Below are 20,747 nucleotides of genomic sequence, written 5' to 3'. Positions count from 1 at the left end.
CGGGAAAGGGTCAGACGGCTGCCGATCCTATCCGTGACGACGAGCATCCAACTGCTCAATCCGCAACCGGCACAGCCAAGGCGGATGTGTCGCTAGTCATATCAGTTCCGTGTTTCGTTACTATTCCTGTTGCGACAACTGCGACTTCCGCGACATTTGGGTGTGCGTTTTTTGCTTCCGGGTCATGACCGTTGCGACACTTGCGACTACTGCGACAAGAGGGCGGGTCAGCGGTGCGCCGCCCTCTTCGATTTTGGCTGACGTTTTTGGATATTAAATTTGGCGCGCACCTTTCACGATCTGCCAAACCTCCTTGCGCGCAGCCCCGCGTATCACCGTTCCGGGGGCGAGCGCTACCAACCAACCATGCCGTTCCAACAGTGCCAGCGCCGCCCTTGCCTTTGGGCTTTCGCGCATTGGGTTCGGCCCAAACCGCACAATGAAAGGTGGCGGGGCGGCGGGTGTCGCGACATTGGGCGCGGCAGGTGTCAAGGTCGCGCAGAACGTCCTGACTGACACGCAGGCCGCTATTCTGCCGCTGGTCCCCTATCTGGATACACTTCGTTGGGTGTTCATTGCTGTGGCGCTCATCGGCATCGCGGTCGCGATCTAGCGCAAGGTTCTTTTCGTACGTAAATCGTGCCTTCATTTGTCTATCTTTTTCCTGGGCGGACTCCGGCACAGGCTTCGAGGAGTTTTGGGGCGCAGGTCGATATTCCCTTCTCTGTAATGACGAATAATGGCAAACCTTGCGAACCGGATACCGAAACCAATTTTCTGCGGAGACATTTGAAATGACCATTACGCCTATTCTTTTGTGTGGCGGTTCGGGTACGCGGCTGTGGCCTTTGTCGCGGAAATCATACCCCAAGCAATTTACCCAACTGATCGGTGAGGAAAGCCTGTTTCAGGCGTCAGCGTGCAGGCTTTCGGGTCCGGAATTTGCCGCGCCCGTAATCGTGACCGCCGATCCGTTTCGGTTTATCGTCACCGAACAGCTGGCGGCGGTGCAGCAGGCCCCCCAAGCCATCCTGATCGAACCCGATGGGCGCAATACCGGGCCTGCGGTTTTGGTGGCGGCGTTGCATTTGGCGGCGACTGATCCGGATGCATTGATGTTGGTGGCGCCTTCGGATCATGTGATTTCTGATGTGGCGGCCTTTCGCGCCGCCATTGCCGCCGCCGTTGCGCGCGCGCGTAAGGGTGATCTGGTAACCTTCGGCATTGCCCCGACCCGCCCCGAAACGGGGTATGGATATCTTGAATTGGCGGATGGTGCGCAGGCCGGGGCCGATACGCCGCAAAATCTGGCGCGATTTGTGGAAAAGCCCGAAAAGGCCGCTGCTGAAACCATGTTGGCCACGGGCGGGTATCTATGGAATGCCGGCATTTTCCTGTTTTCGGCCCAGACCGCGATTGAGGCATTCCAGGCCCATGCCCCCGAGATGATTGCGCCGGTCAAGGAGTCTCTTTCAACTGCTCAGTCAGATCTTGGATTTACCCGTTTGGCCCCCGAACCCTGGGGCAGGGTGGCCGATATTTCGATTGACTATGCGATCATGGAAAAGGCCACGAACCTTGCGGTGATGCCCTATGTCGGGGGCTGGTCCGACCTTGGCGGTTGGGATGCGGTCTGGATGGAAAGCGGGCCTGACGCGGCGGGCAATGTCACGTCCGATCATGCCACCGCGATTGATTGTCAGGATACGCTACTGCGCTCGGAATCTCCGGGGCTTGAGGTGGTGGGAATCGGGCTTGAGGATATCACCGTCGTGGCAATGCCCGATGCGGTTCTGGTGGCGCATAAATCCCAAAGCCAACGGGTGAAAGAGGCGGTGGCCAGCCTGAAGGCGAAAGGCGTCAGCCAGGCGGTGCAACTGCCGCGCGATTATCGCCCCTGGGGGTGGTACGAAAGCCTGATTGTCGGCGGCCGGTTTCAGGTGAAGCGGATTCACGTACACCCCGGCGCGTCGCTGAGCCTGCAGTCGCACCATCACCGTTCGGAACACTGGATCGTGGTCGAGGGCACTGCGCGGGTGACGGTGGATGACACCGTGCGCCTGCTTACCGAAAATCAATCGGTTTATATTCCGCTTGGCGCAGTTCACCGGATGGAAAACCCCGGCAAGGTTGCGATGGTGCTGATCGAGGTGCAAACCGGGGTCTATCTGGGCGAGGATGATATCGTCAGGTATGAGGATCTCTACGCCAGAGACTAGGCGCGATGGACGGCCCCGGATGGGCAGTGTGGATCATCCGGGGCAACTGCCTACCGCCCAAGGCAACAGTTTGGCGCCAGTTTCATTGATCGTCGCGGCCCATCCGCAGGCCAAGGCGGTTGGCGTGCCAGGCCGCTTCGGCCCGTGATCCGATGCCCAGCTTGCGATAGATCACCTTTATGTAGCCCGCCACGGTCGTATCCGCGATTCCCATTTCTTTCGCGACTTCGGAATTGCGCAGCCCGCGCGCAATCAGGCCCAGCACCTGGGTTTCGCGTTCGGTCAGTTGCGCCTCGGCGCTGGCCATCGGGCCGGTGAGGCGAAAATGCGCCATGATCCGGCGCGCAATCGACGGGGCGATGGCCGGGATGCCGATCGACAATTGTGCAAGCTGGCGCGCAAGCACCGCCGGTGTGCTTTCCTTGAGAAGATAACCATCGGCCCCGGCGGAAAGCGCCGCGACGATTGTGGCGTCATCGGCCATTACCGTCGTCACAACCTTGATGGCATCGGGGCTTGCGCTGTTGATCATACGCAAAACATCCAGACCTGAGCCATCAGGCAGCCCCAGATCAATCAATGCCAGATCAAAGGGTTGCCCACGAAACGCCGATGCTGCGCGCACGGAGTCGGCCAGTGAAACCCTGGCGCCCGGAAATGTATCGAGCACGACTTGCTCCAGCCAGCGGCGCGCCTCGGCAATATCCTCGACAATCAAGACCTGTTTCATTCCGCAGCCCTCGTATCGTAAATATTTTCGTTTGGTGTGGCGTCTTGCATCGGGTGCTCCAATGGCAGGCTGGCGGAAATGCGCGTGCCCTCAGGCGTGCTTTGCAGATCGAATGTGCCATGCAGTTGTGCGACCCGCGCCGCGAGGTTTTTGAACCCGTTGCCCGATTGCACGTTTGCCGCCTCAAATCCCCGGCCATCGTCGCACAGCGATACCGCGATGCCGTCTGCGGATGCCGACACGTTGATATGCACCGTGCTTGCGCCGGAATGGCGCACGATGTTGCTTGTGGCTTCGCGCAGGAAACACCGCAATGTGTGCATGATCTGTGGCGTCAGAAACAAATCGGGCAATGCGTGATCATGCCAATGGGCATCAATCTCTGCCGCTTCCAGATGGCCGATAATTTCGGCGCGCATGTCGGCGATCAATTGCGGCAGGGGCAGGCCGGTCTGATCGGGGTTCGAAATGATTTCGCGCAGATCGGCAAGCGTCTGGCGGATCAATAGATCCTTGCGATCAGAGGTTGAGGCATGCAGCGCGCTGAGCAGCAGGACGCCGATATTGTCGTGCATGTCACGGTTGATCCGAAGCCGCTCATCGGCAATGGCTTCGGCATAGTCCCGGTGTTGTTGCAGGCTTCGCGCGATCATTGAATTCAGCGTTTTGGCGCGGATCAAATCCGCCGATGAAAACAACCGCGACCCTTGATAAGCCCACTCCAGCCGCAGCGCGGTCAGCCCCGCAATCGGCGCAAGGATCAGGGACGCGCCATCGCCGACAAGGGTGGTCTGCACAGGATCATCACCCTTGAGTGCGGTTATTTTCAGTGGTTTGAACAAATCGGTCCAGAACGCCTGTAACAGGGCCTGTTGCCGTGTCGGCGGCATCGCCTGCGCGATTTCGGTGATGCGTTCATACAAGACTTCGGCAGGAAGCCTGCGATTGTGGCGCAACAGACGTGCCGCAGCCTCGCGCAGGGGCAAATAAACCACGCCAACCATCGCCAATGCGACCCCCAAGGCCGGCGCGCGATCAAGCGACAGGCCATAGATCAGTGCCGCATCCAAAACCAGCAAAAGCGCCACGCCCAAGCCATAGAACACAATCCCGAACGACCAGGTTGCAAGATCAAACAACCGATAGCGCAGCACCCCCATCGCCACACCGACATGGATCAGCAGAAAAAACAGGAACGCCGTGCTTTGTTCGATGATCGCCGAATATCCCAGAAGCGTCGGAACGACAGACGTCAGAACAAAACCGCCCGCGCCGACCGCGATGGACAGGCCAAGCCAGCCCAGCATCGCGCGTGCCCGTGGATCATGCCGGTTCACAACCACCTGTGCGATGATCGCGACCAACAAAACCGCCATCACAGCCGCGATCGCATTTGGCACCAGCCCAAGATGGCGTGGCCAATCGGCAAGTTGGACGAAGGCCAAGATGCCGCCAATCCCCAGCGGCGCAATCCACAATGCCGCGCGCGGCACGATCTGGCGCGGATAGATCAGGAACAGCGACACCATGCCGATCCCGAAGATCAGCGCGCCAGAGCTGTTGATCCGGCTTGCGGTGGTAAAGATCGGCCCACTCAGAGCAAGTTCGCGTGTGCTGTAAAGCGCCGCCGCACCCGACGACATGGCCAGCCCAAGCCCGGCGATCAGGAACATCCACGCCGCCGCGTCGCGCGGGCGCAAACACACCACCCAGGCACCGATGACAAGCCCGCTCAGCGCGACAAAAACCTGCAGCCAAAATTGCACCGGTATCTCGGCGATCATGCGCGTGGGGGCCGGGCCCACGGTGACCTGCGCGCGCCCGCCATCGCGTTCAATCTCCAATTCTACGGGGCCGCCCCTTAACATTTCGACCAACTGATCCTGGCGCGCAAAAAACCGCTGCAATTCCTCGGCTGATCCAATGCTGTCTGGCTCTTCGATCAAATCGCGCGGCTCAAGGATCACTCGGGTGCCGGGTTCAGATCCGGCATTTACGGATCGGGCCAGACTGACCAACCGTGCACCTGTGATATCCTGTGGCACATCCGCAGCGTGCGAGACTTGCTCAATCACCACATCCCCGTCCGCCCCAACCCCAAGCTTCAGGCCAAGCCAGGGTTGCTCGGTCGCGAGCCAGATCAGCCACAGCACCAACAGCAGGCTGGATATGACCACCACTGCGAAATAGGAACCGGGTGCGAAATATCTACGCAATGCCCCCTCCTGGTGGCCAGATCGGCATCGACATCTTCAGCCTCCGCAGTCTGCCGGGGCTGGCCGCGCAGATGCATCCGGCGCGCCCCTGGCGTGTTATTCCACAGTTTCAACCTGTCACAGGATATGTCTATGCTGAAAATCATATTCTGCCACCCCCCCTGAACAGGGGGGAGACACCGTGCACCGCGTTGAAGATAAATCCTCATACGGGATTGAATTAGTGTGAGGCGAGAATGAAAATCCAAGGTAATTTATTGATGACGGCCGTGTCTGTCGGCATGATGACGGCGCTTTCGGGCTGTTTGTCGGGTGGCGGCGGTGGTGGCGCGGGCGGCGGTGGTGGCGGTGGCGGCGGTTCGGCCGGCTACGAACAGGCGTTTGATGCGGCAACCGCGCGCTTGGCAACCACCGACATGCCAACCAGACTGGAAGCCAATTACAAAGGACAGTTCAAGGTCGGCGTGAATGACGGAACTGCCGAGGTGTTCGGAACGGATATCGATCCGCAGATGGCCGAAATCATCGGCGATCTGGATATCGATGTCGCATGGACAGAGGGGCAAGCCGCCAATCCGTTCTCGGGCACGGCAAGTAACATCGTCGCCACCGAGGCAGGCACAACCAATTCAGTCGCCATCGCGGGCGAATTGACGGTTGATAATTCACTGCCATCGTCGATCAACCGGGTCCATACCCCGGCGACGGATGTTGCGGGCTATACGGTTCCCGAAATGGATACCGGTATATTCATGTTCCACATGACCGGACAGGTGGAGCACGAGGAAAACAAGGGCGATGTCACCCTGCAATTTGGCGGAAATTTCCATGGGCCGGGCGGCAACGCAATGGTTGGTGCCGTGAGTGGCGGCATCAATGATGTGAACAACCCAAGCCCACAGATCTTTGACGCCGGTATCGGTGGCACGTTTTACGCAACGCAATAATCCGCCCGTTTGCGGTGCGGTGGCGGTCGGCGGGTTCCCCCTGCCGGCCGCGTCGACCTTTGCCACAAAGGAAATGCTATGGCGCTGATTTCGCGAACTCTTTTTGCTTTGGTATTCCTGATCCTGTCGGGTCTGGGTTCGCAACAGGCCAGTTTCGCCTTTGATCTGGATACAGCAGAACAGGCCGTGAAGAATGGCCAGTTCACCACGGTTATTCCGGCACTCGAATCCTTTGCGCCGAAAAACGAGACGGAAGAGCTGCGCCGTCTGTGGTTGTTGGGGGTGGCCAATGCCCGTGCCGGGCGCGCCAAGGCCGCAGTTGGGCCGCTGTCAAAACTGGTTGCCAAAGTGCCCGCCAGCCCGGTTTTCAGGCTGGAACTGGCCAGCGCGCTGATGGCGGCGCGCCAGGACACACGCGCGCGCTATCACCTGGAACAGGTGTTGGGTACAAACCTTCCCCCGGCGGTGCGCGCGCGGGTGCAATCACAGATAAACCGCCTGGAAAAACCGAAAAACTGGCAAGGCTACCTTCGCTTTGCGCTGGTTCCCGAAAGCAATGCCGCCCGCCGAACTCAGGCGGAAACCGTGAACTTTGGCGGGCTTGATTTCAATCTCAGCCCCGGTGCCCGCGCGCAGGCCGCAAACGGTGTGGAACTGGGATTTGGCTTTGCCGCCCTGCCGATCATTGGCGAACGCACGCGCGCCCGGTTCGGTGCCGATGTTCAGGCGCGCCTTTTTGACGGACGTGCGCCAGATGATGTCATCGTGCGGGCCAATGCCGCGCTGTTGCATTTCGGCGCACCGGGAAAACAACTCACGGCCGAGGCATTCGCCACCGAGCGCTGGCTTGCCGGTTCGTCCTATAGCCGGTCAAGCGGTGTTGGCTTTGGTTATGGGCGCACACTTGGCAGTCGGACACAGATCAAATTCGCGGCCCAACACGAGTGGATTTCCTATACCCAAGCCAATTATGACGTGCGGCGCACGGCGGCAAATGTACAGCTTGCCTATGCCGCCACGGGGCAGATGCGATTGCGCGCTGGCGCACGGATCGAGAGCCGTTCCAGCGGTTACACGCCCGCTGCCGGGGTTGGCAAAGGGATTTCCGTTGGGGGTGATTATACCTTTGCGGGGGGGCTGCGCATGGGGCTGGATTTATCCTATGATCTGAATGATTACGATGGGATCGATCCGTTGTTCGGTCTGCAACGGTCTGATCGGAAAACCTCGGCCACGGTGCAACTTACCAACCAGAACTGGAATTTTCGCGGTTTCGCGCCCGTGCTGAAAATCGGGATTGAGCGGCAAAGTTCGACGATCATTCTCAACAGTTACCGCAATGTGTCGACGAACATCGGGATTACCCGGTCTTTTTAGCTGCGCAATGACCGGACAAAAGCCTAGGAATTTCGCGGCACCGATGTTTTGGGTTCGCAGACGCAAGGGAAACTGAATTGATCCTTGCAATACGATCAACTTTAGGTGAACCCTGTACGACAAGGTGCCGGATTTAAAGGCATCCATGGGAAAACAGGCAGAATCGAAATCTATGGCGATCGTTCTAGAGGCGACAGGACTGACGAAAGAATTTCTCGGCTTTGTGGCCGTTGATAACGTGAATCTGTCGGTCGAAGAGGGCACGATACATGCACTGATCGGCCCGAACGGGGCGGGCAAGACGACGTGTTTCAACCTGTTGACCAAATTTTTGCAGCCCACGCGCGGCACGATCAAATATCGCGGGCGCGATATCACCAAAATGGCGCCAGCCGACATCGCGCGCCTTGGTCTGGTGCGCTCGTTTCAGATTTCTGCGGTGTTTCCCGATCTTACCGTCTTGGAAAACGTGCGCATCGCGTTGCAGCGCAAGCGCGGTGAAAGCTATGATTTCTGGCGCTCGCAAGGGGTTCTTTCGCGGCTGGATGATGACGCACGCGGCTATGTCGATCAGGTGGGCCTGAGCGATTTTTGCGACACGCGGGCGGCTGAACTTTCCTATGGGCGCAAGCGCGCGTTGGAAATTGCCACCACGCTGGCGCTGGAACCTGACATGTTGTTGCTGGATGAACCGATGGCCGGCATGGCGCAGGCGGATGTAGAGCTGATCAGCGCGCTGATCCGGCGGATCGCCAAGGGGCGCACTGTCTTGATGGTTGAACACAATCTTTCGGTCGTGGCCGATCTGTCAGACAAGATTACCGTTCTGGCGCGCGGCGCGATTCTGGCCGAGGGCGATTATGAAACCGTGTCGAAATCGCCCGAAGTGATCGACGCCTATATCGGAGCGGGCCATGACTGAACCGATCCTGCAGATTGACGGGCTGAACGGCTGGTATGGCGAAAGCCATGTGTTGCACGGCATGGAATTTTTCGTGAACCCCGGCGAGGTTGTCACGCTTTTGGGGCGCAACGGGGCGGGCAAGACATCGACCCTGCTTGCGATCATGGGCATTTTGTCAAAGCGCACCGGTTCGGTGAAATTCAAGGGCGTTGAAACCATCAAGATGGAGCCGCGCCACATTGCGCGCACCGGTCTTGCGATATGCCCCGAAGAGCGCGGCATCTTTGCGTCGCTCAATGTTGAAGAAAACATGATGCTGCCCCCCAAGGTGGCCGAAGGCGGGCTGAGCGTTGAGCGGATTTACGATCTGTTCCCGAATCTGGCAGAGCGGCGTCGCAGTCCGGGCACAAAGCTGTCGGGTGGCGAACAGCAAATGCTGGCGATTGCGCGGATTCTGCGCACCGGTGCCAAGACATTGCTGTTGGACGAACCCACCGAAGGCCTGGCGCCGGTGATCGTGCAACAGATTGGCCGCACGATTGAGGCGCTCAAAAAAGAAGGCTTCACAATTTTACTGGTCGAACAGAACTTTCGGTTCGCCGCATCCGTGGCCGACCGGCATTATGTGGTGGAACAGGGCAGGGTGGCCGACATGATCCCCAATGCCGAACTGGACGCCAACATGGACAAACTGCACGCCTATCTGGGCGTCTGACGATAAGGCGCGTCGAAAGAACGCGTAAGATCAATCGCGCCTTCGGGCGTTCAACAGGAGGAAAACTGGATATGATTCGTAAACTCGCAATGGGCGCAACCGCGCTGACCATGCTGTCCGCCGTGCCGGTGATGGCACAGGACATGATCGATGTGAAACTGGGCGTTCTGAATGACCGGTCGGGCGTTTACGCCGATTTGTCGGGCGAAGGTTCGGTTATCGCGGCGCGCATGGCCGTTGAGGATTTCAAGGCCGCAGAAAACGGTCTGAAGGTTGAAATCATTTCTGCCGATCACCAGAACAAGCCCGACATCGGGTCAAACATCGCCCGTCAGTGGTACGAAGTCGACGGCGTGAATGCCATTGTTGACGTGCCCACATCCTCGGTCGCCTTGGCCGTGGCCGAATTGACCGCGAACATGGGTGGCGTTCTTCTGGATTCCGGGGCCGGATCAACCGAACTGACCCGTGGCCAGTGCCAGCCAACCACCATTCACTGGACATATGACACCGCCGCCCTGGCCAACGGCACCGGCAGCGCGATCACCAAGGATGGCGGCGAAAAGTGGTTCTTCCTCACTGCCGATTACGCCTTTGGCCACTCGCTTGAGGAAAACACCGCCGCCGTGGTCAAGGATTCGGGCGGCGAAGTTGTCGGCACCGTGCGCCATCCATTCCCGGCGACCGATTTCTCGTCGTTCCTGCTTCAAGCGCAGGGATCGGGCGCGGATGTGATCGGGCTGGCCAATGCCGGCGGCGACACAGTCAACGCGATCAAACAAGCCAGCGAATTTGGCATCACCCAGGCCGGGCAATCCTTGGCCGCGCTGTTGTTCTTTATCACCGATGTGCACGCGCTGGGTGTGGAAACGGCGCAGGGTCTGCAACTGACCTCGGCGTTTTATTGGGATCATGACGACAAGACACGCGAATGGTCGGCCCGTTTCGAAGAAATGCACGGCGCAAAACCCACCATGGTGCATGCCGGCGTCTATTCATCCGTGTCCCATTACCTGCGCGCGGTTGCCGAAACCGGCACCACCGAAGGCCCGACCGTTGCCGCAGCCATGAAAGCGACCGAATTTGACGATCCGCTGTTTGGCAAAGGTTATGTGCGCGCCGATGGCCGCGTTATTCACGACATGTACCTGTACGAAGTCAAATCGCCCGATCAATCCGAAGGCGAATGGGATGTGTACAACATGAAGGCAACCGTGTCAGGCGATGACGCGTTCCTGCCCATGATCGATGAGTGCAATTTCACCGCCGACAAAGGCTGATCGTATTTGCATGACGGGGCGCGGCAGCAGTGATTGCCGCGCCTTTCCCTCCCTTTGCGACAGGCCATCTGCGGACCGGCCCCAAACCACACAGGAATGTCCATGTTCGAACTTCTGAACATTTCGCCCCAGGTTTTAATGGGTCAGCTTTTGCTGGGCCTGATCAACGGGTCGTTCTATGCGGTCCTGTCGCTGGGGCTTGCGGTGATCTTTGGATTGCTCAACATCATCAATTTCAGCCATGGCGCGCAATACATGATGGGCGCTTTCGTTGCCTGGATGCTGTTGTCGTATCTTGGCATCGGATACTGGCCCGCGCTGATCCTGGCGCCGCTGATCGTGGGGGCGGTCGGTATCGTTCTTGAACGATTCGCGCTTTCGCGACTGTATCATCTGGATCACCTTTACGGTCTGCTGCTGACCTTTGGCGTCGCGCTGATCATGCAGGGTTTGTTTCGCAACTATTACGGCATTTCGGGGCAGCCCTATAATATTCCCGACGCACTGTCGGGGGGGCGGAACCTGGGTTTCATGTTCCTGCCGAACTATCGCGCCTGGGTAGTTGTTGCATCGGTGATCGTGTGTTTTGGAACCTGGTTCATGATCGAACGCACCCGCCTTGGCGCCTATTTGCGGGCGGCCACCGAAAATCCGGTGTTGGTGGGGGCCTTTGGCATCAATGTGCCGCGGATGATCACGCTGACCTATGGGTTTGGTGTGGCACTGGCCGGGTTTGCCGGTGTGCTGGCCGCGCCGATTTATTCGGTAAATCCGAACATGGGGGCAGATCTTATCATCGTGGTGTTTGCCGTGGTGGTGATTGGCGGCATGGGGTCGATCCTGGGGGCGATCATCACCGGGTATGGTCTGGGCCTGATTGAGGGTTTGACCCGCGTCTTTTACCCCGAGGCTTCATCGGTGGTGATTTTTGTGATCATGGCAATCGTGCTGATGATCAAACCCGAGGGTCTGTTCGGGAGGGCAAACTGATGGCGACGCACGAAAAAAGTGCCGTGGGCATGCCGATGATGCACAAGGCGATCTTTGGCGTTTTGCTGGTGTTCCTGATGGTTCTTCCGTTCATGGTTTACCCGGTGTTCGCAATGAAGGTGATGTGCTTTGCGCTGTTCGCCGCCGCCTTCAATTTGTTGCTGGGGTTTGGCGGGCTGCTTTCGTTCGGGCATGCGGCGTATTTTGGCGGAGCCAGCTATGTTGCCGCCCATGCCGCCAAGGTTTGGGGCCTGACGCCGGAGTTGGCGATTTTGACAGGCACCGCCGCCGCGGCTGTCCTTGGGTTTCTGATCGGCTCGCTGGCGATCAAACGCCAGGGGATCTATTTCGCCATGGTCACCCTTGCCTTTGCGCAGATGGTTTATTTCTTTGCGCTGCAGGCCGAATTTACCGGCGGGGAAGACGGGATTCAGGGCGTGCCGCGCGGCGATCTGTTTGGGCTTGTCTCACTTGAAGACAATATCGCGCTGTATTTCTTTGTGTTGGCGGTGACCTTTGGTGGCATTCTGGCGCTGTATCGCATCGTGCATTCACCCTTTGGTCAGGTATTGAAGGCCATCCGCGAGAATGAACCGCGGGCGGTTTCACTGGGATATCGCGTGAACCGCTACAAGCTGTTGGTCTTTACCCTGTCCGCCGGATTTGCCGGGCTGGCCGGGGCAACCAAAAGCCAGGTGTTTCAATTGGCCTCGTTAACCGATGTGCATTGGTCGATGTCGGGCGAGGTGGTTCTGATGACGCTTCTTGGCGGCATGGGCACCGTGTTTGGCCCGCTTGTCGGGGCGGCGGTTATCGTGAGTTTGCAGAACTATCTGGCGACGTTCGGCGCTTGGGTCACGATCATTCAGGGTGTGATTTTCGTGCTTGGCGTGCTGTTGTTCCGCAAGGGTATCGTGGGGGTTATTGCCGGTTGGCTGCGCCACCCCCTTTGACAGGGGGCCGGTTTTGTCTGCATATTCAATACAGTTTCGCGCCGACCCCGGTCAGATCCATATCGCGCGGGTCGGCGCCGACAATGTGCCCTCGGTAATTGCCTTCAGCAGCACCCGCCGCGAACTTTCGATATGCGCATCCATGACGCCGCGCGCGACTTCGGGATCGCCACCGCGAATGGCATCCAGAACCGCCTGATGGCCGACAAAATCGGCGTCGTAAAACTCTGGCAGGCGCGCTTCGAGATAATAAAACCGCTCAAACTCGCGGATAAGCTGAACCGCGGTGCGGTGCAGGCGCCGGTTTCCCGCCGCCAGCGCCACAGTTTCGTGAAACGCGTTGTTCACAAGGATCATGTTGGCAATGCGGGCCGGATCAGGGTTGGCGCCATCACCGCTTTGATCTGCCGCGATCAGATCGGACATTTCATCGATAAAGTCCGGTTTGGCATCGCGCGCCGCCAGCGCGGCGGCCTCGCCCTCAATCAGGCTGCGAAACGCGAAAATATCGCGAATCTCTGAAATCTGGATCGGGGCCACCACATGGCCCCGACGTGGAATCGCGCGCACAAATCCCTCAACCTGAAGCCGCAACAGCGCCTCGCGCACCGGTGTCTTGCTCATCCCCAGGATGCCGGCAAGGTCGGCCTCGGTAAACGCGGCGCCGGGTTCCAGGGTGCGGCTGACGATCTGATCGCGGATCATCGCATAGGCCCGATCGGTCAGCGTCAGTGGCTTTTGCGGGCCCTGCGCGACGCCTTCGCGCCATGGAAAAACGCGCGCAGTCATCAGATTTTCAGTCATCGGGCACCTTTCACGGGGCAATCAGAACACAGGCGGTTTGCATGACAATCAGAGTCTGTCTCGGCCATCGGGTTGCAATATATACTGTGATATATTACCAAGCATACTTTCAAGGATCAATCCTGCGTCAACGCATTTGCCGCATCTGTCGGCGGCGCAGGGGTCACGACGCTATAAAACGGAAACCATGGCAAACTATCTTTTAAGACGCGTAATCCTGGGGTTGGCCGTTCTTGTGGTTGCCATGTTGCTGCTGTTTTTGTTGATTTACGCAGTGCCCGGCGATCCGGCGACGATTGCCTTGGGCCCCCGCGCCAGCGAGGCGCAAAAGGCGTTCTTTCGCGAACAGATGGGGCTGGACGACCCATTGCCGGTGCAGGCGCTGACGTTTCTGTGGAATCTCATGCACGGCGATTTCGGCACCGATATCCTGAGCCAACGTCCAGTCGCCGATCTTGTGTTTGCGGCCCTGCCCAAAACGATTCTGTTGGCCGTGGTCGGGGTGCTTTGGGCGGCTGTGATCGGGGTGCCCTTGGGGATCTGGGCGGCCATGCGGCCCAACACCTGGACCGATTGGGTGATCGGGATCATTTCGACCAGCGTTGTTGCCTTGCCCGCGTTCCTGACAGCAATTTACGCGCTGATCCTTTTCGCCGTTCAACTGAGCTGGTTTCCGGCCATCGGTGCGGGCGAACCGGGCAATTACGGCGATCAGGCGCATCATCTTGTGCTACCGGCCTTTGCCATTGGCGTGGCATGGGTGGGATACATTGCGCGCCTTGTCCGGGTTGCGATGCTGGAAACCTTGGCCCAGCCCCATGTGCGCACTTATCGCTCTTTCGGGGTCAGCGATCTGCGGATCGCGCTGCGGTTTGTTTTGCCGATTGCGGTGGTGCCGGTCATTTCGGTTTTGGGCGTGGGCATGGGCAATCTGTTGTCGGGTGCGGTGTTGGTCGAGGTGGTGTTTTCACGCCCTGGCCTTGGCTCCATGGCCTATGACGCGGTGATCAGCCGCAATTTCCCGGTGCTGTTGGGGTCGGTGGTGGTGACGACGGCGCTGTATGTCGTGGCGAATTTCATTGCCGATGCGGCCATCGCTTACCTTGATCCGCGCCTGGCCGAGAAAGGGTAAACCATGGCTGACAGCACTGTATCGCCTCCCGTTGCCGTGCGTGCCGAACGCTTTGGCGTGCTGCGCCGTTTGTTTGGCGCGCCGCTGGGGGCCATCGCGGCAATCGTGGTGATGGCCTTTGCGCTGGCCGCGATTGCGGCACCTTGGCTGGCGCCGTACGACCCCAACGCCATTGCGCCGGTCAACCGAATGCAGGGGCCAAGCGGCGCCCATTGGCTGGGCACCGATCAGTTGGGGCGCGATCTGTTATCGCGCATCATCCATGGCACGCGCACCGCACTGTATGTGGCTTTCGCCGGCACCGGTGGCGCGTTGGCTGTCGGCATGGCCATGGGCATGGCGGCGGGGCTGGGTGGTAAGGTTTTGGACAGTGTGTTGGTTTTATTCAACGATTCGATCAAGGCACTGCCTTTGGTTTTGTTCGCGCTGGCGCTGGTCACGATATATGGCGCATCGATGGTCACACTGATTTCGGTGATCGCGGTATCGATGGCGCCGGGGTATTTCCGCGTTGTCCGCAATCAGGTGATGGTGCTGAACAACGCCGATTTTATCGTTGCCGCACAATCCATGGGCGCGTCGCGCCTGCGGCTTGCGGTGACGCATATGTTGCCCAATCTGATCGGGCCGATTTTGGTGTTGATTGCCATGGATATTCCCGCCGTCATCGGCATTGAATCCGGGCTCAGCTTTCTGGGGCAGGGGATTCAGCCGCCGCAATCCAGCTGGGGCAACATGCTGGCCGAGGGATACACTTATGTGCGCCAAGCGCCCCATATTGCGGTGGCGGCGGGGCTGCCGATTGTCGTGTCGACGATCGCCTTCACCTTTCTGGGCGAAGCGCTGCGCGATGCGCTCGATCCGCGCAGCGGGGGGCGGTCATGAATAATTTGGTGCGCGAACCGATCCTGTCGCTTGACGATGTTTCCATCACCTATCCCGGCGCACCGGCCCCGGCGGTGCGCGGTGTCACGCTGGACGTGGCGCAGGGCGAAACCCTTGGCCTTGTCGGCGAAAGCGGGTCGGGAAAATCCAGCCTGGCCGCCGCGATCATCGGCCTGTTGCCCGATGGATCGCAGATTGGCGGCACTGTGCGGTTTGAGGGGCGCGATCTGGCGCATATGCCGGCCCGCACCCTGCGCGCCCTGCGCGGCACCGAAATTGCCACCATTGCGCAGGATCCGTTTACCGCCCTGAACCCGATCATGCGGATCGGGCGGCAGTTGGATGAGTTTCAGCATTGGCGCGGGGATCTGAACCGCGCTGAACGTCGTGCACGCGCCACGGATATGTTGGCGCAGGTCGGGCTGTCTGACCCCGAGGTGCGGATGACGCAATACCCCCATCAGATGTCAGGCGGCATTTTGCAACGCATCGCCATCGCCGCCGCCCTGTTGGCCGAGCCGAAATTGTTGATCGCGGACGAGCCGACAACGGCGCTCGATGCCACGACCGAGGCGCAGATCCTCGGGATTATGGCGGATGCCAAGGCGCGGGTGCGCGGTGCCACCGTGTTTATCACCCATGACATCAGCGTGGTTGAACGCCTGTGCGACCGGGTGGCGGTTTTGTATGCCGGTGAGTTAGTGGAATCCGGTACTGTGGCTCAGGTGCTTGAGGCCCCAAAACACCCCTATACACAGGCGCTTCTTGCGTGTGATCCGGCCCGGATTGGCAAACCCACCCGCAGTCTGCCCACGATTCCGGGCACTGTGCCCGCGCCCGACAATCTTCCCCAAGGGTGCGTGTTTGCACCGCGTTGTCCGGTTGCGATTGAGTGTTGCGAAACCATCCGCCCGAAACTTGAATCCGCAGGGCCGGGCCGCCGCGCCGCCTGCCATCTGGTGAACACATGACCCGCCCGCTTTTGGAAATTACAGATCTTGAGGTGCGCTATCCCTCGGCCGGTTATATCGCCCGGCTGCGCGGTGCGCCCGCCCATGTGACCGTGTTGCCCGACATATCACTGGCCATTGATACGGGCCAGACCGTTGGCCTGATTGGCGAAAGCGGCAGTGGAAAAACCACGCTGGGCCGGGCCGCCATGGGGCTGGCTCCGATCACGGCGGGGTCGGTGCGGGTGGATGATATTACCGTTACGTCGCAGGATGCGCCGGAATGGCGCCAGATCAGATTGCGCACCGCGATGATGTTTCAGGATGCGGTGGCGTCACTTGATCCGCGGATGACTTTGGGCACATCTGTCACCGAACCCCTTGCCATACAGGGCGCGATGAACGGCAGGCGGCGGGATCGTGCGGTTGAACTGTTGGATCTGGTCGGCCTGACCCCGGATTTCGCCGACCGTTATCCCCATCAGATTTCCGGCGGTCAGGCGCGGCGCGTGACCGTGGCGCGTGCCCTGGCACTTGAACCCAGTCTGGTGATCGCCGATGAGCCGACAGCGGGCCTTGATCTGTCGGTGCAGGGCGAACTTTTGAACCTGCTGAACGATCTTCAGGCGCGTCTTGGGGTGAGCTTTCTTTTGATCACCCACAACCTTGCCGTGGCGCGCCATGTCACTGATCGCATTGCGATCATGTATCTGGGCCGCATCGTCGAGGAAGCCACGAGCGAGCAGATTTTTCGCGCCCCCGCCCACCCCTATACCCGCGCCCTGATCGGGGCCAAGGATGCCACCGGCGGCGAAGGGTTGATCGCCGGTGATGTGCCCAGCCTGACCGACCGGCCCACCGGATGTGAATTTCGCACCCGATGCCCGTTGGCCACCGATCTTTGCGCGCAAAAGGCGCCCGCGCTTGAAACCATCGGCGCCGGCCATGTGGCAAGCTGCCATTACGCCAGGCCGCAAGAGATGCCTGTGGCCACACCAGACCCTTTAACCGACAGGAGCGAGATATGACTGAATTCAAACTGACACGCCGCCAGGCAATGCAACGTGTGGGCGGCGGCGGATTGGCCTTGGCCATTGGGGGCATGGTCGGCCCGAAGACCGCGTTTTCGCAAGACAACAAAACCCTGCGCATCCGCAATGACCGCGATATCGAACGCCTTGATCCGGCGTTGCGCGGCGGGTGGTACGATGAAACCGTGATGTTTGCGATCTTTTCCGGCCTCGTGCGCTATGCGCCGGGCGATGAATGGACTTGGGAAAAAGACGCCGCCGCGATGATCGACGACAGTGATCCGCAGCACGTGAAATTTGAATTGCGTCAGGGCATCATGTTCACCGACGATTTTGGCGAAATGACCGCCGAAGATGTGAAATTCTCCTATGAACGCTTTGCCGATCCCGAAGTGAACGCCGTCTATGCCTCGGATTGGGCGGCACTGGACAATGTCGAGGTGACCGGAAAATACACCGGCATCATTCATCTGAAAAACCCGTTTGCGCCGCTGTTTACATCAACGCTGCCCCATGCCTCGGGGCTTATCCTGAGCAAAAAGGCGTTGGAGGCATCGGGGCAGAAAAGCTTTACCGCGCAGGTTCCGGCCTGTTCCGGCCCCTATCAACTGGCCGAATGGCGCCCGCGCGAGGTGATCCGCCTGACGCGCAATCCCGGCTGGACCGGCCCCGAACCATACTATGACACGATTGAGTTGTTGCCGATTGGCGATGTCACATCGGCCGAAACCGCCTTTGCGGCAGGTGATATCGATTGCACCCAGATCGCGGTGAACTCGATCCCGTCCTATGAGGGCAGCCGTGCCGATCTGGTGGTGAAACCCGCGCTTGGGTATTCCTGGATCGGGATGAATGCGGACAACCCCAAACTGTCCGATCCCAAAGTGCGCCGCGCGATCCAACATGCGGTGGACGTGAAACAGATCGTTGATGCCACATTTGGCGGCGCGGTCAATCAGGCCGAAGGTCTGGTGCCACCGCCGCTGTTGGGCGCGCGCGACAACGTGCTGTATGGCCATGATCCGCAAAAGGCCAAGGATCTGTTGGCCGAGGCGGGTGTGTCGGATCTGTCGATCTCGCTGACCTTTGGCACCAACCCCGATATTCTGATCGTTGCTCAGGTGCTTCAGGTGCAACTGGCCGCTGTGGGCATTTCGCTGACTATCCGGCAGATGGACAGCAACACCATGATCGCCGAGGCACAAGACCCCGAAGGCCAGAAGAACATCGAGCTGATCATCGAACCGTTCACCACCGCGCCCGACCCCAGCTGGGTGACCGAATGGTTCACCTGTGATCAGATCGGAAACTGGAATTTTCAGCGCACCTGTTCGCAAAGCTGGGATGAGAAAAACGCCGCCGCCGTGGCCGAAACCGACCCCGACAAGCGCGCACAGATGTATGTCGAGCTGCAGAATGAGTTGGAGGAAACCGGCGCCTATGTGTTCCTGTATCACGGGGTGAATGCCTGGGTGTCCAAACCCGAGGTGAACGCCGTGTTCAGTGCCGATGCCCAATGGGCGCTGCTGCGCGATTTCTCTGCCGTTTGACACAACGCCGCCCGCCCGGGGATGACACCGGGCGGGCCACACCACGTTTACCGGGTTTTCGACCATGCAGAATTTCTCATTCGCCACAACAAATGATCACCCCGCGCCGTTTCGCCAAATCGCCATTCCGCTAAGTGATGGCACGCAACTGACTGCGCGTTTGTGGCTGCCGCAAACACCCGCAGCGGCCAAGGTGCCGGTGGTTTTGGAGTGGATTCCCTATCGCCAATCCGATGGCACCGCCCTGGCCGACAGCATGATGCATGGGTATTTCGCCGAAAGCGGGATCGCCGCCTGCCGGGTCGATATTCGCGGATCGGGCAATTCCGGCGGGCTTTTGCATGATGAATACCTGAAACAGGAACAGGATGACGCGCTTGAGGTCATCGCATGGCTGGCTGCGCAGGATTGGTGCAACGGCAATGTCGGGATGATCGGCATTTCATGGGGCGGGTTTGCGGGGTTGCAGATTGCCGCGCGGCGTCCCCCCGCGCTCAAGGCAATCATAACCGCCTGTTCCACCGATGACCGGTATCGAGACGATGTGCATTTCATGGGCGGGGCGCTGTTGATCGACGGGATGCAATGGGGCGCGGGGCTGTTTACCCAACTGGGCCGTCCGCCCGATCCGGCCCATGTGGGCGATACATGGCGCGATATGTGGAAGGCCCGCCTTGATGGCATCAGGCCGCCATTGGCCCGCTGGATGGCCCATATGGAGCGGGATGCGTTCTGGCGGCACGGTTCGGTCTGTGAAAACTATGCCGATATCGACTGTGCGGTCTATGCCGTGGGCGGTTGGGTTGATGGCTATACCGATCCGATCCTGCGCCTGATGGAGCATTTGCCCGGCCCGCGAAAGGCGTTGATCGGGCCGTGGACACATATGTACCCGACATGGGGGCAGCCGGGGCCGCGGATCGGATTCTTGCAAGAGTGCATGCGCTGGTGGCGTCATTGGCTGATGGATGAAGACACCGGCATGATGGAGGAGCCGATGCTGCGCCTCTGGGTTGGGCGCGATCCGCACCCCGACACCTGTGCGCCCGAAATAGATGGTGATTGGATTGGCGTCGATACCTGGCCCGCCACCGCCCCGAGCACAACATTTTTTGCCGATGACCAGCGTTTGTCGCCCACACCCGGCAGGGCGGGTGATGAAATCGTGCTGAACAGCCCGCTGACCGTTGGCGCGGCGGGGGGCGAATGGTGCCCGCTTGATGGTGGCGGCAACGGGCCGGAATTTGCCGCTGATGCGGCACTGGACGATGGGCCATCCCTGTGTTTTGCAACCCCACCGTTAACGGAACCGCTGCATCTGGTGGGGATCGCCACGCTGACGCTGCGCCTGTCGTTTGACGGGCCGCGCGCCCTGTTGGCGATTCGCCTGAACGAGGTGAAACCCGACGGCACCGTGGCGCGCATCACTTTTGGATTGCACCGCCTGAAACGCCCCGAAGGCGTGGCACCCGGTGAGATGTTTGAAATCGCCCTGCCGATCAAGAGTGTTGCCCATGAATTTGCGCCCGGCAGCCGCCTGCGCCTGGCCCTGTCGACCAGTTATTGGCCGATGGTTTGGCCCGAGGCGGACAATAACGCAATCCGGTTCGCGCCCGGATCCCTGCGGCTGGATTTGCCGGGAATGCCGACAGAGGCCGATCACGATCTGCCCGATTTCGCGTCGGCGATCCACGCCATGCCAGTTCCGTCAACCGTGATTGCGGCGGGGGAGGTCAGCCGTGATGTACATTGGAATCAGGCCACCGGGGCGGTTGCGCTTAGCACAGAAAACTCACCGTCAACCTATGAGATTGACGGTCTTCGCATCACATCCAGCGGCGCGCAGGACTATTTTATTCAACGCCGCGATGGCGGAGCGGCCGAGGCGGGTTTTCAGTTCTGCGAAACCTATCAGCGGGGCGATTGGTGCGTCAGCATTGCAACCGACACCCGGGTGGTGCGCCGGGGTACAACCCTTGTTCTGACGTCGCGGTTTACGGCGAAAGAGGGCGACGACGAGGTGTTCGCACGCGACTGGACCGATGAATTCGAATACTGAGGAGA

The 20,747-nt window shown here is 59.7% G+C and carries 17 protein-coding genes and 1 pseudogene; 15 read left to right on the top strand and 3 right to left on the bottom strand.

Translation table 11 applies throughout. From position 1 onward, the window contains the following. Nucleotides 1–430 precede the first annotated feature (430 nt). Nucleotides 431–613, top strand: a pseudogene (locus C8265_RS11525) (YcbK family protein); the annotation flags it as partial. 181 nt (nucleotides 614–794) lie between these two features. After that, nucleotides 795–2,219: a mannose-1-phosphate guanylyltransferase/mannose-6-phosphate isomerase gene (locus tag C8265_RS11520; protein ID WP_108484148.1), complete on the top strand. Its 1,425-nt coding sequence runs from the start codon at nucleotides 795–797 to the stop codon at nucleotides 2,217–2,219. An 82-nt stretch (nucleotides 2,220–2,301) separates the two neighbouring features. On the opposite strand, the gene C8265_RS11515 is transcribed toward C8265_RS11520, so the two are convergent. Continuing rightward, a complete protein-coding gene (locus tag C8265_RS11515; protein ID WP_108484147.1) occupies nucleotides 2,302–2,949 on the bottom strand; it encodes a LuxR C-terminal-related transcriptional regulator in 648 nt (215 codons plus the stop codon). Then, nucleotides 2,946–5,165: a sensor histidine kinase gene (locus C8265_RS11510; RefSeq protein WP_206050330.1), complete on the bottom strand. Its 2,220-nt coding sequence runs from the start codon at nucleotides 5,163–5,165 to the stop codon at nucleotides 2,946–2,948. The genes C8265_RS11515 and C8265_RS11510 overlap by 4 nt, the downstream gene beginning before the upstream one ends. Nucleotides 5,166–5,425: 260 nt before the next feature. Here C8265_RS11510 and C8265_RS11500 point away from each other — a divergent pair, with 260 nt between their 5' ends. The 7 genes from C8265_RS11500 (at nucleotide 5,426) to C8265_RS11470 (ending at nucleotide 12,331) form a co-directional block, all read left to right on the top strand. Continuing rightward, nucleotides 5,426–6,112 carry a hypothetical protein gene (locus C8265_RS11500; RefSeq protein WP_108484145.1) on the top strand — a complete coding sequence of 229 codons (687 nt, stop codon included), beginning with the start codon at nucleotides 5,426–5,428 and terminating at the stop codon, nucleotides 6,110–6,112. A 78-nt stretch (nucleotides 6,113–6,190) separates the two neighbouring features. Further along, entirely contained in the window at nucleotides 6,191–7,489 is a 1,299-nt protein-coding gene (locus C8265_RS11495; RefSeq protein WP_108484144.1) for a surface lipoprotein assembly modifier, read from the top strand. Nucleotides 7,490–7,661: 172 nt separating this feature from the next. Next, a complete protein-coding gene (locus C8265_RS11490; protein ID WP_108484143.1) occupies nucleotides 7,662–8,411 on the top strand; it encodes an ABC transporter ATP-binding protein in 750 nt (249 codons plus the stop codon). After that, the gene (locus tag C8265_RS11485; protein WP_108484142.1) at nucleotides 8,404–9,108 is read left to right on the top strand and encodes an ABC transporter ATP-binding protein; all 705 of its coding nucleotides are present in this window, start codon (nucleotides 8,404–8,406) and stop codon (nucleotides 9,106–9,108) included. Before C8265_RS11490 ends, C8265_RS11485 begins: the two co-directional genes overlap by 8 nt. 71 nt (nucleotides 9,109–9,179) lie before the next feature. After that, nucleotides 9,180–10,388, top strand: coding sequence for an ABC transporter substrate-binding protein (locus tag C8265_RS11480; RefSeq protein WP_108484141.1), 1,209 nt, complete (start codon nucleotides 9,180–9,182; stop codon nucleotides 10,386–10,388). A gap of 102 nt (nucleotides 10,389–10,490) precedes the next feature. Continuing rightward, complete coding sequence (locus C8265_RS11475) at nucleotides 10,491–11,378, top strand: branched-chain amino acid ABC transporter permease (RefSeq protein WP_108484190.1); 888 nt, start codon at nucleotides 10,491–10,493, stop codon at nucleotides 11,376–11,378. Continuing rightward, complete coding sequence (locus C8265_RS11470) at nucleotides 11,378–12,331, top strand: branched-chain amino acid ABC transporter permease (protein ID WP_108484140.1); 954 nt, start codon at nucleotides 11,378–11,380, stop codon at nucleotides 12,329–12,331. The genes C8265_RS11475 and C8265_RS11470 overlap by 1 nt, the downstream gene beginning before the upstream one ends. Nucleotides 12,332–12,382: 51 nt before the next feature. On the opposite strand, the gene C8265_RS11465 is transcribed toward C8265_RS11470, so the two are convergent. Next, nucleotides 12,383–13,120 (bottom strand): GntR family transcriptional regulator, encoded by a 738-nt coding sequence (locus C8265_RS11465; RefSeq protein WP_164512316.1) that lies wholly within the window; start codon nucleotides 13,118–13,120, stop codon nucleotides 12,383–12,385. A gap of 202 nt (nucleotides 13,121–13,322) precedes the next feature. Here C8265_RS11465 and C8265_RS11460 point away from each other — a divergent pair, with 202 nt between their 5' ends. The 6 genes from C8265_RS11460 to C8265_RS11435 all read left to right on the top strand — a co-directional run bounded on the left by C8265_RS11460 (nucleotide 13,323) and on the right by C8265_RS11435 (nucleotide 20,742). Then, the gene (locus C8265_RS11460) at nucleotides 13,323–14,267 is read left to right on the top strand and encodes an ABC transporter permease (RefSeq protein WP_108484138.1); all 945 of its coding nucleotides are present in this window, start codon (nucleotides 13,323–13,325) and stop codon (nucleotides 14,265–14,267) included. Nucleotides 14,268–14,270: 3 nt separating this feature from the next. After that, a complete protein-coding gene (locus tag C8265_RS11455; protein ID WP_108484137.1) occupies nucleotides 14,271–15,152 on the top strand; it encodes an ABC transporter permease in 882 nt (293 codons plus the stop codon). Beyond that, nucleotides 15,149–16,123, top strand: coding sequence for an ABC transporter ATP-binding protein (locus tag C8265_RS11450; RefSeq protein WP_108484136.1), 975 nt, complete (start codon nucleotides 15,149–15,151; stop codon nucleotides 16,121–16,123). Before C8265_RS11455 ends, C8265_RS11450 begins: the two co-directional genes overlap by 4 nt. Then, nucleotides 16,120–17,130: an ABC transporter ATP-binding protein gene (locus C8265_RS11445; RefSeq protein WP_108484135.1), complete on the top strand. Its 1,011-nt coding sequence runs from the start codon at nucleotides 16,120–16,122 to the stop codon at nucleotides 17,128–17,130. Before C8265_RS11450 ends, C8265_RS11445 begins: the two co-directional genes overlap by 4 nt. Further along, complete coding sequence (locus C8265_RS11440; protein WP_108484134.1) at nucleotides 17,127–18,683, top strand: ABC transporter substrate-binding protein; 1,557 nt, start codon at nucleotides 17,127–17,129, stop codon at nucleotides 18,681–18,683. The genes C8265_RS11445 and C8265_RS11440 overlap by 4 nt, the downstream gene beginning before the upstream one ends. A gap of 64 nt (nucleotides 18,684–18,747) precedes the next feature. After that, entirely contained in the window at nucleotides 18,748–20,742 is a 1,995-nt protein-coding gene (locus C8265_RS11435; RefSeq protein WP_108484133.1) for a CocE/NonD family hydrolase, read from the top strand. Nucleotides 20,743–20,747 lie beyond the last annotated feature (5 nt).

The sequence above is a fragment of the Oceaniglobus ichthyenteri genome (assembly GCF_003057885.1).
Lineage (GTDB): Bacteria > Pseudomonadota > Alphaproteobacteria > Rhodobacterales > Rhodobacteraceae > Oceaniglobus > Oceaniglobus ichthyenteri.
The sequence above is the reverse complement of the archived record's forward strand: the minus strand, read 5'-3'. Positions and strand labels throughout refer to the sequence as shown.